Source organism: Virgibacillus alimentarius, assembly GCF_000709085.1.
In the GTDB taxonomy this organism is placed as follows: Bacteria; Bacillota; Bacilli; order Bacillales; family Amphibacillaceae; genus Virgibacillus_B; species Virgibacillus_B alimentarius.
Genome location: NZ_JFBD01000045.1, coordinates 52,928 through 68,526 on the forward strand (window position 1 = coordinate 52,928; position 15,599 = coordinate 68,526).

Annotated in this window: 16 protein-coding genes; 4 read left to right on the forward strand and 12 right to left on the reverse strand. The window is 39.7% G+C overall.

Annotated features, from left to right (window positions below; translation table 11 throughout):
* Positions 1-86: 86 nt before the first annotated feature.
* On the reverse strand, positions 87-527 hold the full coding sequence (locus tag GZ63_RS0107995; RefSeq protein WP_156947702.1) for a CBS domain-containing protein: 441 nt from the start codon (positions 525-527) through the stop codon (positions 87-89).
* Between the two features lie 132 nt (positions 528-659).
* Between GZ63_RS0107995 and GZ63_RS0108000 the strand changes: the two genes are divergently transcribed.
* Positions 660-845: a hypothetical protein gene (locus tag GZ63_RS0108000; protein WP_029268389.1), complete on the forward strand. Its 186-nt coding sequence runs from the start codon at positions 660-662 to the stop codon at positions 843-845.
* Between the two features lie 27 nt (positions 846-872).
* Here the strand turns inward: GZ63_RS0108000 and dacB are convergent, their stop codons facing one another.
* Positions 873-2,327 (reverse strand): D-alanyl-D-alanine carboxypeptidase/D-alanyl-D-alanine endopeptidase, encoded by a 1,455-nt coding sequence (gene dacB / locus GZ63_RS0108005; protein WP_029268390.1) that lies wholly within the window; start codon positions 2,325-2,327, stop codon positions 873-875.
* A gap of 168 nt (positions 2,328-2,495) precedes the next feature.
* Between dacB and GZ63_RS0108010 the strand changes: the two genes are divergently transcribed.
* Positions 2,496-4,061, forward strand: coding sequence for an FAD-dependent oxidoreductase (locus tag GZ63_RS0108010; RefSeq protein WP_029268391.1), 1,566 nt, complete (start codon positions 2,496-2,498; stop codon positions 4,059-4,061).
* Between the two features lie 157 nt (positions 4,062-4,218).
* Here GZ63_RS0108010 and GZ63_RS0108015 read toward each other — a convergent pair whose 3' ends face one another.
* From GZ63_RS0108015 to ectA, 3 genes are read right to left on the reverse strand one after another with little or no spacing between them, the layout of a single operon-like run.
* Positions 4,219-4,605, reverse strand: a complete 387-nt coding sequence (locus tag GZ63_RS0108015; protein ID WP_029268393.1) for an ectoine synthase — start codon at positions 4,603-4,605, stop codon at positions 4,219-4,221.
* Positions 4,606-4,634: 29 nt separating this feature from the next.
* Entirely contained in the window at positions 4,635-5,885 is a 1,251-nt protein-coding gene (gene ectB, locus GZ63_RS0108020) for a diaminobutyrate--2-oxoglutarate transaminase (protein ID WP_029268395.1), read from the reverse strand.
* 58 nt (positions 5,886-5,943) lie between these two features.
* Positions 5,944-6,459, reverse strand: coding sequence for a diaminobutyrate acetyltransferase (gene ectA / locus GZ63_RS0108025; RefSeq protein ID WP_029268397.1), 516 nt, complete (start codon positions 6,457-6,459; stop codon positions 5,944-5,946).
* Positions 6,460-6,948: 489 nt separating this feature from the next.
* Here ectA and GZ63_RS0108030 point away from each other — a divergent pair, with 489 nt between their 5' ends.
* Positions 6,949-7,413 carry a DinB family protein gene (locus tag GZ63_RS0108030; RefSeq protein WP_029268398.1) on the forward strand — a complete coding sequence of 155 codons (465 nt, stop codon included), beginning with the start codon at positions 6,949-6,951 and terminating at the stop codon, positions 7,411-7,413.
* A gap of 528 nt (positions 7,414-7,941) precedes the next feature.
* Here the strand turns inward: GZ63_RS0108030 and GZ63_RS0108035 are convergent.
* From GZ63_RS0108035 to GZ63_RS0108050, 4 genes are read right to left on the reverse strand one after another with little or no spacing between them, the layout of a single operon-like run.
* On the reverse strand, positions 7,942-8,727 hold the full coding sequence (locus GZ63_RS0108035) for an IucA/IucC family C-terminal-domain containing protein (protein WP_029268400.1): 786 nt from the start codon (positions 8,725-8,727) through the stop codon (positions 7,942-7,944).
* Positions 8,714-9,535 (reverse strand): ABC transporter ATP-binding protein, encoded by an 822-nt coding sequence (locus tag GZ63_RS0108040; RefSeq protein ID WP_029268402.1) that lies wholly within the window; start codon positions 9,533-9,535, stop codon positions 8,714-8,716. The genes GZ63_RS0108035 and GZ63_RS0108040 overlap by 14 nt, the downstream gene beginning before the upstream one ends.
* Before the next feature lie 25 nt (positions 9,536-9,560).
* Positions 9,561-10,619, reverse strand: coding sequence for a FecCD family ABC transporter permease (locus GZ63_RS0108045; RefSeq protein ID WP_029268404.1), 1,059 nt, complete (start codon positions 10,617-10,619; stop codon positions 9,561-9,563).
* Positions 10,619-11,620, reverse strand: coding sequence for a FecCD family ABC transporter permease (locus tag GZ63_RS0108050; protein WP_029268407.1), 1,002 nt, complete (start codon positions 11,618-11,620; stop codon positions 10,619-10,621). The genes GZ63_RS0108045 and GZ63_RS0108050 overlap by 1 nt, the downstream gene beginning before the upstream one ends.
* 165 nt (positions 11,621-11,785) lie before the next feature.
* Between GZ63_RS0108050 and GZ63_RS0108055 the strand changes: the two genes are divergently transcribed.
* Positions 11,786-12,757 carry an ABC transporter substrate-binding protein gene (locus GZ63_RS0108055; RefSeq protein WP_029268409.1) on the forward strand — a complete coding sequence of 324 codons (972 nt, stop codon included), beginning with the start codon at positions 11,786-11,788 and terminating at the stop codon, positions 12,755-12,757.
* A gap of 208 nt (positions 12,758-12,965) precedes the next feature.
* On the opposite strand, the gene GZ63_RS0108060 is transcribed toward GZ63_RS0108055, so the two are convergent.
* The 3 genes from GZ63_RS0108060 to GZ63_RS0108070 are packed head-to-tail and all read right to left on the reverse strand — an operon-like array spanning position 12,966 to position 15,497.
* Complete coding sequence (locus GZ63_RS0108060; protein ID WP_029268411.1) at positions 12,966-13,742, reverse strand: ATP-binding cassette domain-containing protein; 777 nt, start codon at positions 13,740-13,742, stop codon at positions 12,966-12,968.
* A gap of 16 nt (positions 13,743-13,758) precedes the next feature.
* Entirely contained in the window at positions 13,759-14,499 is a 741-nt protein-coding gene (locus GZ63_RS0108065; protein ID WP_390337510.1) for an ABC transporter permease subunit, read from the reverse strand.
* Positions 14,500-14,549: 50 nt separating this feature from the next.
* Positions 14,550-15,497, reverse strand: coding sequence for a sulfonate ABC transporter substrate-binding protein (locus GZ63_RS0108070; RefSeq protein WP_084179114.1), 948 nt, complete (start codon positions 15,495-15,497; stop codon positions 14,550-14,552).
* Between the last annotated feature and the right edge of the window lie 102 nt (positions 15,498-15,599).

Genomic DNA, 15,599 nt, shown 5'->3' on the forward strand with positions numbered 1-15,599 from the left:
TCTACAGCATTTGAATGGATCCAAAAAAAGCATAGAAAGAGGCATTCGCCGTCTTTTCTATGCTTGTGATTAAAAAAGGTAAAATCTTACACCAATTTTTGCGGTTCGGAAGGTGTGGATATACTTGATAATGCTTCTTCTGCTTCATTATTCAATTGATTATCAACAGCTAAATCACCTAAAGCAACCATTCCAATCACTTGTCCATTTTCAACAACCGGTAACCGGCGTATTTGATGCTGAGCCATTAATTGTGCTGCTTCATGCGCATCCATCTCAGGTGTACCCTGTACAACTTGTTGTGCAGTCATTTCCTGGGAAATTGGCGTTTGAGCAGCTTCACCTTGGGCTGTTGTACGCAGTGTAATATCACGGTCTGTGATAATCCCTACCATTTGGCCTGCGTTATTTACGACTGGAACAGATCCGATATTATACTGACTCATCAAATTCGCTGCGTCTTGTACAGACTGTGTTTCATTTACTGTATAAACATTTGAAGTCATGAATTTATTTAATTGGTGCATGAAATTACCTCCTTTACATATCATATTTTGCGTCATTCATCTTTAATTATTTCAGGTAATATTTTCTTAAAGATATAACATGATATTTTCGGGATCAATCAGACAAACTAAAAAAGATAGGAGGCGATGTATGTGGATGAAAAGAAGAAAAAGAAAGTGATCGGGGATAATGTCGTGGCGCCTGGAATCGACGAAGAGGATGCATACGGTGAAAAAGCCACAGAAGCTGAAATTAAAAGTGGTGAATCGATTAAAGTAACCCAGTTCGTCTATGATGAATACGATCCAAGTGAAAATGATGAAGAAAATGAAAGGTGAAGAGCATCAGCTAGCTCTTCACCTACTTTACATATGCTCATGGATGAACTGCACAATTTTATCTTCTATTTCAGGACCATCATCTTCATCCAGTAAGTTATTAACAATGATCGAAAAGATAACTGTCTCCCCGCTTTTTCCTTCTAAATAACCAGATAAAGAACTTACTGTGCCAAGTGTTCCGGTTTTTGCTCGTACATTCAGCTTACTTAATCGTTTTTTTAATGTTCCGCTCTCCATTCGTCCATTTTCTCCGGACACTGGAAGAGCATGAACATACGCATCAAACCAATCTTTTTTCTGTACTTCATATAACAGCTTCGAAATTTCATTAGCAGGAATCATGTTCACATGGGAAATTCCTGACCCGTCCCTAATGACCGATGTATCCGTGTTTATGCCAATTTCATCTGACGCATTTCGCAATACATCGAGCCCTTTTTTCCAGCTTCCTTCATCATGGACCACCTTGCCCATTTCTTTAACAAACATTTCTCCGTGTCCATTATTACTTAATTTCATAAAAGGAACCAGAATTTCTTCCAGCGGCATCGATGGATATGCAAGCACAGCCTTTGCCTCTTTCGGTGTTTTTCCCGGCTTCGTCTCCCCACTCCAGGTAATATGATGTTCTTTCAATGCTTGTCCAAGTAAGTCCAACACATAATTCGTAGGCTCCCAGACGGCTATCCATTCTTTCATTACGTTAGATCCTGCCGGGATTTCCCCTTCGACAGTGATGCTATTTTTCCCGTGCTCGCGTTCTATTTTCAAATTCTCTTTTTCATCAGTAGAAACCGTTTGCGCCTGATTCATCATTTGTATGTAATCTGTTTCCGGTTCAACCTGTATAGATGGCTTTTCTCCCTTTTCATTTGGCGTAACTTTTACAAGAACTGTCCCTGTATCATAATCTTTATCCGGGGAGATAGTCAGAGCGGAAATTTGAGAACCGTAATGGAAATGCTCATCCCTCCACGTTACATCCTGTGATAAGCGAACAGCATCATACCATGTGTCATCCCCGATTATATTTCCTTTAACGGAACGGATTCCTCTTTTTTTAAGGTCTTTAGCTATTTTGTCTAAATCGGACGGGATTAATGTTGGATCACCCTTTCCTTTTATATAAAGATTGCCATCAAGCATCCCGTTCTTCATGGGACCATCTGTATGTATTTCCGTAGAAAATCTGTATTTTTCCCCTAAAACAGAAAGTGCTGCTGCAGCGGTCAATAATTTCAGATTAGAGGCTGGCTTCAAACGCGTATCTCCTTGATGTTCATACTGTAGTTCGCCTGTGTCTGCCGACCGAATACTTATCCCAATTTGTGCACCTTGTAATGCTTTTTCCTGCTGAATAAACTGATCTACTTGTTGCTTTAACTGATGCTTGTTGTTATTACTATCTTTTGCCGACTTCCGATCGTTTTCAATTGGCAAGATGATGAGAAGGATAAATAAAAAGCCTATTCCAAGCAAACATTTTTTGTGATGTATGGCTGATCACCCTTTTCTTTTCCTGATGTACACAAAGATTATTGCCATTATCAAAGCATTTCATTCTTTTTATAAGTAAAGAACCCTTCTGCATACCTTTTGAGATGACGGGTAAAGCTAATACCATCAAATTCTGTTGGAGGATAAGTTATGACAAAATATCAGTTACCAAAACATCCTGAATCTTACTGGAGAGAGAACATGAACATTCCTGATTTTCCTCCGCTTGACAAAGACATTGAAGTGGATGTTGTTATTGTTGGTGGCGGAATTACCGGAATCACTTCTGCTTACCTTTTAGCAAACGAAGGAATGAAAGTTGCCCTTTTAGAGGCGGATAAAGTATTAGGTGGGACAACCGGACATACAACGGCTAAGATCACAGCTCAGCATGGTTTAATTTATGATGAGCTGATAAAAAGTCTTGGAAAAAATAAGGCAAGATTATATTATGAAGCAAATAGGGATGCATTAAATTTTATAGAAAAAACGATACACCAGCATCAAATCAATTGCGATTTCCGCAGGCAAGATGCATATCTCTATGCAGAGAATGAGGAATACGCGCGTAAAATCAAACAAGAGGCCAAAGCATACGAAAAACTTGGGATTGACGGAGAAATCGTGGATAAGCTTCCTTTAGATATCATCATCAGAAATGCTTTGATCATGCGAAATCAAGCGCAGTTTCATCCATTAGAATATTTATCCCATCTTGTTCAGCATTTTACGGACAAAGGCGGCCATATCTTTGAGGGGACGACAGCAGTTAATGTGGAATCGGAAAAAGAGAAGCCAGTGGTACAAACGCGTGAAAATAAACGGGTTACCGCAAGTTATGTTCTTGCCTGTTCCCATTTCCCTTTTTACGAAGGGATGGGATTTTATTCGACCAGAATGTATGCGAATCGATCGTATATCGTTGCTGCGAAAACAAAGAAAAGCTTTCCAGGCGGAATGTATATAAGCGCAGGTCAACCAACACGTTCGTTAAGATCCGTTACGATTAACGGGGAGGAAATGGTGCTTATTGTTGGCGAAAGTCATAAGACCGGTCAAGGCGGGAATACCATGAAACATTACGAGGCGCTCGCGTCCTTTGGGGAATATGTTTTAGGAATGGAAGAGATTCCTTACCGGTGGTCAGCCCAAGACCTCACAACGCTTGATAAAGTGCCTTATGTCGGTGAAATAACTTCTCACCAGCCGAAGATCCTCATCGCTACCGGGTATAGAAAATGGGGGATGTCTAACGGAACAGCAGCTGCACTTCTTCTGCGTGATCAAGTTTTAGATAAAGAGAACCATTACCACGCATTATTTACACCAGCAAGATTTCATGTTCATCCGAGTCTTAAAAATTTCTTCACGCAAAATGCGGATGTAGCTACCCATTTAATCAAAGGGAAACTCGATATCACGGATACAAATCCAAAGAATTTAGCAAATGATGAGGGTGCTGTCTTTCGAATGAATGGCGAAAGGAAAGGCGCTTATCGGGATGATAAAGGAGAGCTTCATATCGTGGATACCACCTGTACACACGTGGGGTGTGAGGTGGAATGGAATGAAGGTGAAAAAACATGGGATTGTCCGTGCCACGGGTCACGATTTTCTTATACTGGAGAAGTAATGGAAGGTCCTGCTGAAAAACCGCTTCAAACGTATGATTTTAAAATGTTGGACATTGCTACTTCCGAAGATTCCGGCTACTAATGTTTTTCATTCATAATGATGCACTTTCCGTAGGCTACTTTCATACATTATAGAAGCACTTCTTCTAGAAAAGGCGTAGCACATCAATCACTTGTTCTCCGAAATGAAAAAAGGAACCAGGCAAGCTTTCATTGCCCGATTCCTTTTTATTCTTATTTTATTCTGTCAAGAGCGGATAAACTCCTTCTTCATCATGTGTTTCTTTACCAACCAAAGGAGGATTGAATACGCATACCATACGCATCTCTGTTTTTGCTCGCAAGTAATGTTTATCATGATCATTTAGAACATAAATGGTACCGTCTTTAATCGGGTGAACTTCCCCAGTTGCGATATCTTCAATCTCGCCTTCTCCCCCAACACAATAAACGGCTTCAATATGATTTTTATACCAAAAATAGCTCTCCGTTCCAGCTTTAATGATAGTATCATTCATACTAAATCCGACGTTATCTTTTTTATACAAAAATCTGCGACTCGACCAGGTTTCACCTGATGTTTCATCTTCTGTTCCGATAATTTCGTCAAGTGATTTTACGATCATTTCTATATCCCCTTTTTCATTTGTGATTTTTATTTTGAAGCAAGTACATGCTGAATACTTTCTTCAAGCATTTTCATGCCTTTTTCAAGCCCTTCTTCATCAATAATGAGCGGTGGCAAGAATTTAACCACTTCATCATTTGGTCCAGAAGTTTCTACAATTAGACCGCGTTCAAATGCTGCAGAACAAATTTCATTTGCAAGTCCGTCTACATGCATTGCGATTCCTTGCATTAACCCTCTGCCGCGAGCTTCCGCCTTTAATTCAGGGTAATTTTTCACCATTGCTTGAATAAATTCTTTTAAAATCGTTGCTTTCTTATTAATCGCTTTACTGAAATCATCATTTTTCCAGTTAGAAAGCGCTTCTTCTGCTGCGATAAATGCTAAGTTATTTCCGCGGAAAGTACCATTATGCTCACCAGGCGTCCATTTATCATACGCTGGTTTAATCAGCGTGATCGCCATTGGAAGACCAATGCCGCCAATTGATTTGGAGAGACAAACGATATCCGGATCAATATCAGCTGGTTCGAAGCTGAAGAATGTTCCTGTTCTTCCGCTTCCTGCCTGGATGTCATCGATGATCAATAGAATTTCCCAGCGTTTACAGATCGCTTCTATCTTTTTAATCCATTCCATACTTGCAGCGTTAATACCGCCTTCACCCTGAACTGTTTCTAAAATAATGGCTGCCGGAAGAGCTACACCACTTCCTTGGCCTTCTAAGAAACTTTCTAAGTAGGCAATGGAATTTTGATCTTCTGTAAAATCATCAAATGGCATAAAGACTGAATTGTGTAAAGGTATGCCAGCCCCTTCTCGCTTCATGGAATTGCCGGTTACGGATAGCGAGCCAACTGTCATCCCGTGAAATGCATTTGTAAAGCTGATTACCGTATCTCTTCCCGTCACTTTACGAGCAATCTTTAATGCACTCTCTACGGCGTTTGTGCCTGTTGGTCCAGGGAACATAACCTTATAGTCAAGATTTCTAGGTTTCAGAATGATATCTTGAAAACTTTCAAGAAAATTCTTTCTAGGAATGGTTCCCATATCGAGGCTATGAATAATTCCGTCTTGTTTTATATAATCGATCAGCTTCTGCTGCATTTTTTCATCATTATGTCCGTAATTTAACGTACCTGCTCCTGCAAAAAAGTCTATATATTCTTTACCATCTATATCCCATAGCTTATAGCCTTTGGATTTCTCAAATACCGTAGGCCATCCTCGGCTATAGCTTCTGACTACTGACTCAAGTTCTTCAAAAGTTTTCATTTTCGTATCATTTAATACTGCCGTTGTCAATTGAATATCTCCTTTATTCTTTATTATTTTACTGCTTTACTGCCTCTTCTTGAATCGGTCCAATTCTAAACAGTAATTCGTCTTCATGACCATCTTCTGGAAAATCCTCAGAAGAAATATAATCTGATATAACACAATTGCTGTCTAGTTTTCTCGAAAGCCCCCAAAACAAATTATTTGATGGCGTATTCGATGGTGACACTGTTGCTTCAAGATAATGGACAGCTTCCTGATAATCACGTCGCAGCAATTGGAACAACATCTTCGTTCCTAATCCTTGACCTCTCTGTGACTGATTAACAGCTACTTGCCAGATAAACAATGTATTCGGCGTATCCGGATGAATAAACCCGGAAATAAAGCCAACTATTTCCCCATCTCTTTCAGCCACGATCGATGTGTCGGAAAAAATTTCACACCACATGACATAGCTGTAAGAAGAATTAAGGTCAAGAACTCCTGTACCCTTTATTAGCTCCCAAACAGCTGCTCCATCTTCCTTATTTGGTTTACGAAAATGAAATTTTGTTTTTGTTTGCGTCATTTCACTAGTTCCAATGGAATAGATGCTCCCACCTCCTAAAATTCTAAAAGCATATTTATAAGCTTAAAGGGAAATGTTGCATGCGTCAAAACGCTTATAGCTTTATTTGCAATGATTAAATAGGATCTCATGCGATTAACTATAAATAATTGGCCTAGTCTATAATTAGCTAGCAAATAGTACAGAATAGACGGAATCTTAGAGAATTAACTGAATTATTTTTGAGTTATCCCTTGATTTATCGCAGTTTTTCCCCTTTTGAATGAAATTTTTTATTTAAGAAGTCTTTTTCATTCATAACCGCCATTGATTTAGGTTGGATTTTTCGGGAATCATTTCTTCTTTTGATGACCATTTTTGGCCGGACTTTATTTCCCGGGTATCATAAATTTGATTTATAAACAGATAGAATGAACAGCAGCTGAAATTATAGTATAATAATTGAAAACTTCATTTAGAATGGCTTATCAAAATAAGGGGGCTATATAATTGGAATCATTAAATATGTTTGCCTATTCGCGTGATGCTTCTTTAATTCTACTTTCGAAATTAGATGAAAGCATGTGGGATATCGAGCCGGATGGTTATCCAAACTCAATTCGTTGGAATGCTGGACATGTGTATATTACAGCGGAGGATTACTTGCATAAAGCCGATCACACATATGAAGTCAAGCCACCGGAATGGGTCGACCTTTTTATCGACGGAACACACCCATCTCAGTGGAAAGAGGAAGGGCCATCCAAACAGGAAATTATTTCAGCTTTCAAAGAACAAAGAGAGCGCATTTTGAAGCATTTTAAGGGCAAAGAACAAAATAAAGCATCTGAAGATCACATTATTCGAACACTCAATCTTAATACGGTAGAAGCTGCCCTGCAATTTGTAACATGGCATGAGGGGATCCACCTTGGAATCCTTAAATCATTAAATAATGCACTTAAAAGTAAATAGGCATAAAAAAAGAGACTGGGATAAAACCCCAGTAAATGTAAAAAAGTCAGATAACCCATCGGGCCTATCTGACTTTTTTAGGTGAGATAATTCTATTATATTTTTTACTAATCGATACGGATGGTAGTCCCGTTGACTTCCACTACAGGTGTCTGCTTTCCGCGAGCACGGCTTCAGTTTCCACGGAAGAAAACCACTTCACGTGGGGTCTTCAGACACGTGCTTTTTCCGCAGAAGTTAGCCACCTTTCGTTCCAGTCAACGTAATAGTGGGCTAAATTTTCACATGTATAAATGAAAGTTTCATTGATTTAAAAATTGCCTTTAAATCGATAATACTAGTAAACAAAAAGAAAGTAACTACACAATAACAATTATCGGAGGTATCCTTCTGTTTTAAATATTATACCTTGAATCAAGTTATATAAGCCAGCAGCTTTCAAATGAAGCAACTGGTGAAATTTATGGTAAAAATGGCTCCAATCATCAAAAACGATGATTGGAGCCATTTTTAAGACCTTTCGGCTAGTTATGTTCCAGCCTCTTTTCTCTTCTTGTTTCTTGTCCGATTTACAGGGATGGGACATGTTTTGCACCTGTTAGGAGGATTATCCTTTAACAAATAAGCAAGACAGCACGTTTTCCTGGTTTCGACAATTTTTTTAACATCCATCCGACCATAGAGCCGTGCAAAAGGATTTCCCCCATCGATTCCAAATAAATAACCGTCCGCTGTTTGAAGAATATAGTGAAAATCCCGATCTAATTGATTTTTAATTGTCTCCCTGGATGATGAATTTCGCATTTTATGAAAAATCCAGGAAACATATTGATGTATATTTTCCCACATCACTCTTTTTGGCAATGTCACTTGTTCAGAAAGTCTTTCGACAATTGGCGTGAGGGTTTCCTTGAAAACATGCCAAATGATTTCATCTATCCACTTACGCCGATCATTGCGTTCTTCTTCAACCTTCATGTTTCCTAAATAAAAATCAGGAAGCCAAAGATTTGAAGGAGCTTGCTCGGTAAGTAGTACATTTTCTCGGTCAACGAGGAGTCTTTTATTAAATGCGGACATGGTGTAAAGATGTATCACAGCGTAAAAAGCCATTCGCTTACTCAGCATGGATGCCGCAACTTTATAACTGGGTGCTCCCATTTGTTCGCTTATCAATGCAAGCACATTTACTAAACCATCTCGCCGCAACATCCTTTCCAAGCGAATAGGATTACTAGCTTTATGCACTTTTTGTGTAAGCCGAAATTTGGTAAGGGTCTGTATTTCTTCCGTGCTTAATTTATTGGACAGCATTTAATGGACCATCTCTTCGAATGCATCGACCTTTGCCGTGCGGGATACAAAGTGGTGTTCCAAATAATGGATCGGTTAATACTTGACAATGCATGTCAAAAACATCCTGAACCAGTTTACAATTAATTACTTCCTCCGGTTTTCCGTGCATATATACTTTTTGATCGCGGATTGCGACAATATGATGTGCATAGCGGCAAGCGAGGTTCAGATCATGCAATACCATCACAATGGTTCTGCCTTCTGTTTCATTCAGCTCAAACAATAGATCAAGTATTTCAATCTGATGGGTCATATCCAAGTAGGTTGTTGGTTCATCAAGTAATATAATATCTGTATCCTGTGCTAAAGTCATCGCAATCCAGGCACGCTGTCTCTGCCCACCAGAGAGTTCATCAACGGGACGATCCTTCAATTCTACCATTCTCGTTGCTTCTAGTGCCCGGTTAACAATTTCCTCATCCTCATGAGACCACTGGCTAATCCAAGATTGATATGGGAATCTTCCTTGTTTAACAAGTTGTATGACGGAAAGCCCCTCCGGTGCAGATGGGGATTGCGGAAGAATCGCCATCTTTTTTGCGACGGCTTTGGTTGACATTTTTGCAATGTTCTTTCCATCCAATAATACGGATCCATTCTGAGGCTTAAGTAATCGTGCAATGGATCGTAATAGTGTAGACTTTCCACAGCCATTTCCACCAATGAATACTGAGATTTCGCCTTTTGGTATGGTTAAATCTAATTCGTCTATAATTATTTTATCGCCATAAGATAATGTCAGCTCATTTGTACGGATCGTATCCACGCTGATCCTCTCCTTTAACTCACACTTATATGTTTCTCGTTCTAAATAATAAATAAATGAAATATGGTGCACCGATTGCAGCAGTGAACACCCCTGCAGGAATTTCAAGTGGTAAAAATACGGTTCTCCCAATTAAATCAGCGAGTAGTACAAGCATTCCGCCAATGAATGCTGATGCCGGAAGCAATGCACCAAAAGCAGATCCCACTAATCTTCTTGCCATATGCGGAGCCATAAGACCAACAAATCCAATTCCACCGGCAAACGCCACAGCAATACCTACCAGCCCTGTGCTGACCAATAGTAGAAAAAACCGCTGGAGCTGTACACGGCTTCCGATACCTGCTGCAAGATCATCTCCTAGCTCTTGAACATTCACTTTCCTGGCAGACATAAGAGCTACAATCAATAATAATACAGCCCATGGTACAAGTACGGCAACATCTTCCCAGCTCGATCCATTCACTGTTCCGGTGATCCATATATTAGCCTGACTTGCTCGATAAATCGGCCCTAAAATCATAACCATCGTAGTAAAGGCTTGCATAAGCGCAGAGATGCCAATCCCGATGAGTACTAGCCTAACCGGAGAAACACCACCGCGCCATGCTAATAGATATACCAAAAATGCAGTGATCGTCGCTCCGATAAAAGCTGCTACTGGAAGCCATCCGATGCTGACTGTCAGTGTGTTATCTGTTTCCGTACTGAAGATGGCGAGAAATCCAACAACAAAAGCCCCAGCTCCACCAGTGATGCCAATGATATCGGGAGAAGCTAATGGATTTCGAATAATGCCTTGCAAAATTCCCCCAGCAACAGCAAGGGACATACCGACAAATAATGCAACGATGATGCGCGGCATCCGAAAATCTAGCACAACAAGTCGTTCTAACTCCGTTCCCCCGCCAAATAGTACGTGTATAATCGTAAGCGGATTGATCTTCATATCCCCTAAAGCAGTGCTACCAACGATCATAGCAACTGTTAAGATCATTAATACTGCTGTTATTGCAACAGCACGACTATCCATTAAAAATGAAATTTTTCCTTTAAATAATCGAAAGCTTTTATATTGCCGCATTATTGGTCAAACCCCCTTCTCGCTATAAAAATAAAGAAAGGTGTTCCAATAACGGCAGTCATCACACCTACTGGTACTTCTTGAGGCATCATAACGTATCTGGCACCAATATCGGCGGCTACTAGCAGGATCCCGCCAAGCAATCCTGAAAATGGGATCAACCACCGATGATCCACACCAATTATTTTTCTCGCAATATGCGGAATAATGATACCAATAAAACCAACTGGGCCTGCCACAGCAACAGCGCTGCCGGCTAGAAAAATAACGACCAAACCTGCGATAAGTTTCAGCAGGCCTGTTTTTAAACCCAAGCCTGTTGCAAGGTCATCCCCCATGGATAATACATTCATTTTCGGGGCGATGAAAATAGCAATCACCCAACCGACAACCATATATGGCAACACAGATGTCAAAATCTCTAAATCCCTGCCCGCTACTGATCCTGCTAACCAAAATAAGACTTGCTCAAGAGCCGCTTCATTTAATACGAGCAAACCTTTCGTAAATGAAGCAAAAAGTGCTGCCATTGCCGCTCCTGCAAGTGTCAGCTTCATTGGTGTTAAACCTTCTCTACCAGCTGTTCCAATAATATAAACCGAAACAGCTGCTACTGCAGCGCCTGTAAAAGAGATCCACGAGAATGCCTGCAGATTGGATATATTAAAAAATGTGACAGCAACTACAACTGCAAAACCAGCTCCTGCGTTAACACCCAGAATACTTGGTGAAGCGAGTGGATTTTTTGTCAACGACTGCATGATTACACCCGCCATCGCTAGGCATGCTCCGACAGCTGAAGCAATGAATGAACGGGTCAAGCGAACTTCTCTAATAATAATATGTTCGTTTGAACCATTAAAGTCTGTAAATGCATGAATTACTGTATTTATTGATGTATTTGTATACCCTAATACAATCCCCATCCCCATAAAAAGAATAAGGATGATACTCGCAAAAATAAGGCATACTAATTTATTTTTGTTGTTTTGTATAGTCATCACTGGTAACCTTTCACATTACATTCATCCTTATTTTATTTTAAACGTTCTATGAAGTCAACGACTTTGAAAATCATTCTCAATTATTTATTGATTTTTTTTCTGATTCCATATATGATAAAAATTGATTGAAAATGATTCTCAAATAATAGGAGGCATATTAGGATGAATAAAAAGTACAAACAGCTCTTATTTAGTATAGGTATACTTGTTTTACTTACACTGACTGCTTGTAGCAGCAGTGATACAGATAACAAAGAAGAGAAATCAAAAGATAAAGAAGGTGCAGCAGATGCTTATACGGTGGAACATGCGATGGGCACTACTGAAATACCCAGCAATCCGGAAAAAGTTGTCATTTTAACGAATGAAGGTACAGAAGCATTGCTCGAATTAGGCATAAAACCTGTCGGCGCTGTGCAATCATGGACTGGGGACCCTTGGTATGATCATATTGCTGATCAAATGGAAGGGGTAGAAGTTGTTGGTACAGAAAGTCAGGTAAATGTGGAGGCTATCGCCAAACTAAAACCCGATTTAATTATCGGAAATAAAATGCGACAAGAAGATATCTATTCCCAATTAGAAGCGATTGCTCCTACTGTTTTTGCAGAAACATTAAGGGGTGACTGGAAAGAAAACTTTAAACTGTATGCAGAAGCAGTTAATAAGGAAGACAAAGGTCAAGAAGTTTTAGAAGCCTTTGATAACCGTATCAATGAATTAAAAGAAAAATTCGCAGACAAACTTAATATGGAAATCTCTCTCGTACGTTTCATGGCTGGGGATGTTCGAATTTACCATAAGGATACATTTGCGGGTGTGATTTTGGAACAAATTGGTTTTGCTCGTCCAAAAGAACAAGATAAAGATGATTTTGCGGAAAAAAATCTTTCTGAAGAACGGATCCCGGCAATGGATGGGGATATTCTCTTTTATTTCACCTATGAAACGGGAGACGGTGAAGCAAAAACCTTGGAAGAAGAATTTCTAAATAACCCGCTCTTTAAAAATCTGGATGTAGCGAAAGAAGAAAACGTTCATAAAGTAGATGATGCCATTTGGAATACTGCTGGTGGTGTCATCGCTGCAAATAAAATGCTGGACGACTTGGAAAAAATAATGGAAGAACAATAGAGCAGAAAGAAAGACTGGGACATAACCCCAGTAAATGGAAAAAAGAAGTCTTAGTAGGTTTCATTAAATGATGAGCTACTATGACTTCTTTTTTTACGAAAAATTACCACTTTCAATGACCATAATAATATGGAAAACAGTTTCAGGATGATGTCGTACGTAATCAAAAATAGCAGCGTGCCATGGAAACCTTCGGAAAGAAAATGTCCTATGACATTTGATAATTTTGCTCTACGATATAATTTTTCTTTGGCATACGATTCATAATTCGATCCATAATCATTTCCAAGTACATGGAAAATGCTGGTTGCGTGCGCTGTCTTGGCCTTGCAAGCGGAATCTCCTGATTCATCATGATCATCCCACTTTCAATTAAAATAACTCGGTCCGCCAGTGCAACTGCTTCTTCCACGTCATGTGTAACCAGGATCGATGTAAATTTTTTCTGTTGCCACAGCGATTCGATAAGTCCCTGCATTTCCATTCGTGTAAACGCATCCAGCGCTCCTAGTGGTTCGTCTAAAAGAAGTAATTCAGGATCATGTACTAACGCTCGTGCCAGTGCCACCCGTTGTCTTTGTCCTCCTGATAAATTATTTGGCCACTCCTTCTTCTTATCTCCCAATCCTACATTTTCAAGAGCTTCCGTGGCCTTTCCTTTCCATTCGCCCGGTAGACCAATTCGTATGTTATCAATAACACGTTTCCAAGGAAGCAGCCGGCCATCTTGAAACATGATACGAGCGTGTTTATTTAATGATTTCAATGGTTTTTGATCCATGTAAATAAAACCGCTGCTGGATTGCTCAAGTCCCGCTACTAATCGAAGAAGCGTGCTTTTCCCACACCCGCTTTTTCCTACGACTGCAATAAACTCTCCTCTTTCCGCTTGTAGATCCATTCCTTTTAGAACGTTTAATTCATTGTACCATTTTTCCACACCAGCTAGTTGAACATGAATAGGTTCCTCTGTATGAAAATTCAACGGTTTCCCTCCTTTTTTACGTATTCCAGTGTAATAACTTTTTCTCAAAGTACCTCGCAATCATATCGGATAATTTCCCAAACAGTGCGTAAATGACAATACTTAATACAATCACATCCATCTGCATAAATTCCCGAGCATTCATTGCCATATAGCCAATTCCAGAATCGGTAGATATCGTTTCGGCAACGATTAATGTCAACCACATAACCCCCAAGGAAAAGCGAATGCCAACCAAGATGGATGATAGTGCTCCCGGAAAAATAACGGAAAAAAATAAAGATTTCCCTTTTAGGCCGTATGCCCTGCCCATTTCAATTAATTTTTTATCGACCGATTTTATCCCATGATACGTATTAATATAAACGGGGAACATTACACCTAATGCTACCAAAAAAATCTTCGAGGTTTCATCGATGCCAAACCATAAAATGACGAGCGGAATTAAAGCTAGATGTGGAATATTTCGCAACATTTGGATGGACGTGTCAAAAAGTAAATCAGAGTATTTTGAGATACCGTTAAATAAACCAAATAAAAACCCAATAACTCCCCCAATTAAAAACCCTGCAAGTGCTCTCCATAGACTGATGGAAACATGTTCATATAATTCCCCAGTCCCAAGCAGGGAAAGTCCCGCCTGGAAAACGTCACTGGGAGCAGGTAATATTTTCTCCGGGATGATTCCCATCCACGAGAATACTTGCCAGCAAATGAGCAATAAAAATGGAACAACCCAAGGCACAATTTGTTTCATGGATCCTTTTATCCGATCCATCACCAGACACCCCCCAATGTTTTCATGATTTACTCCATGACATCCTTGACATGAATTTCTTTAGGAATAATATTTAGCTGATAAAATGTGTCTGCTATTTCTTGCTGTTCTTTTATAATTTTGTCGTTTATTTCATCTACACCGTACTCCCTGCGTTCAATTGATTTCTTAATCGAAGCTTCATCGATCTTTAAAATAGGCGAGAGCATTTCTATTAGCTCTTCGTGGTTGTTATTTGCCCACTCCGATGAATCCTCTACTTCTTCCATGATGATTTCCGTTATATCTGCATGTTGATCGGCGAAATCATTTGTTGCCAAAAAGAAGTCCCGATCTGTAGAAATCCCTTCTCCATTAATCAATAGCTTGCCACCTGAGTTGATCTCCGTTGAAGCGGTATATGGATCCCAAACGACCATGGCATCAATATTTCCTTGTTCAAAGGCTACTCTCGCATCTCCCGGGGTTAAGAATTCTGGATGAATATCTTCATACTTTAAGCCCGCTTCTTCTAGTGCTTTTACAATTAAAAAATGGGAGCTGGACCCTTTCGCAAAGCTGACTTTTTTATCTTTTAAATCAGATACGGATGTGATATCTGAATCTTCCGGGACTAGGATTCCGCTCCCATAAAATTTTGATTTTCCCGCTGCCAAGGTTGTAAAAGGGGCGTCTGCTGCTTGAGCAAATATAGGTGGTGAATTTCCGGTTCGACCAACATCAATGCCGCCAGCATTTAAAGCTTCAACGAGCGCAGGACCTGCCTGAAACTCTTTCCATTCCACTTCCCATCCTTCTTCTTTCAAACGTTCATCCAAGTTTCCAAGCGATTTTAAAATAACGAGCGGGCCATTTTTCTGATAACCTATCCGTACAACTTGATCTGTATCTTCATCCGTTGAACCCTCTTTACTGCATCCGATCACGATTACCATTACAAATAGGCTGACCAATGCTGCGATAAGTATTTTTCTCATATTCCTACCCATCCTTTACCAGATTTGTTTCTGATTTTAGCCTATGCATAAATGAAAACTAGGTTCCTGTCCTAGATAAGTCTTTTATCATAATTTCATTCT

What these genes read in the sequence shown, in the direction of transcription:
- GZ63_RS0108015 (WP_029268393.1), bottom strand. Translation starts at nt 4,605, where the DNA reads ATGATCGTAAAATCACTTGACGAAATTATCGGAACAGAAGATGAAACA.
- GZ63_RS0107995 (WP_156947702.1), bottom strand. Translation starts at nt 527, where the DNA reads ATGCACCAATTAAATAAATTCATGACTTCAAATGTTTATACAGTAAAT.
- GZ63_RS0108050 (WP_029268407.1), bottom strand. Translation starts at nt 11,620, where the DNA reads ATGACTATACAAAACAACAAAAATAAATTAGTATGCCTTATTTTTGCG.
- GZ63_RS0108035 (WP_029268400.1), bottom strand. Translation starts at nt 8,727, where the DNA reads ATGCTGTCCAATAAATTAAGCACGGAAGAAATACAGACCCTTACCAAA.
- GZ63_RS0108055 (WP_029268409.1), top strand. Translation starts at nt 11,786, where the DNA reads ATGAATAAAAAGTACAAACAGCTCTTATTTAGTATAGGTATACTTGTT.
- GZ63_RS0108045 (WP_029268404.1), bottom strand. Translation starts at nt 10,619, where the DNA reads ATGCGGCAATATAAAAGCTTTCGATTATTTAAAGGAAAAATTTCATTT.
- GZ63_RS0108070 (WP_084179114.1), bottom strand. Translation starts at nt 15,497, where the DNA reads ATGAGAAAAATACTTATCGCAGCATTGGTCAGCCTATTTGTAATGGTA.
- ectB (WP_029268395.1), bottom strand. Translation starts at nt 5,885, where the DNA reads ATGAAAACTTTTGAAGAACTTGAGTCAGTAGTCAGAAGCTATAGCCGA.
- ectA (WP_029268397.1), bottom strand. Translation starts at nt 6,459, where the DNA reads ATGACGCAAACAAAAACAAAATTTCATTTTCGTAAACCAAATAAGGAA.
- GZ63_RS0108010 (WP_029268391.1), top strand. Translation starts at nt 2,496, where the DNA reads ATGACAAAATATCAGTTACCAAAACATCCTGAATCTTACTGGAGAGAG.
- GZ63_RS0108065 (WP_390337510.1), bottom strand. Translation starts at nt 14,499, where the DNA reads ATGAAACAAATTGTGCCTTGGGTTGTTCCATTTTTATTGCTCATTTGC.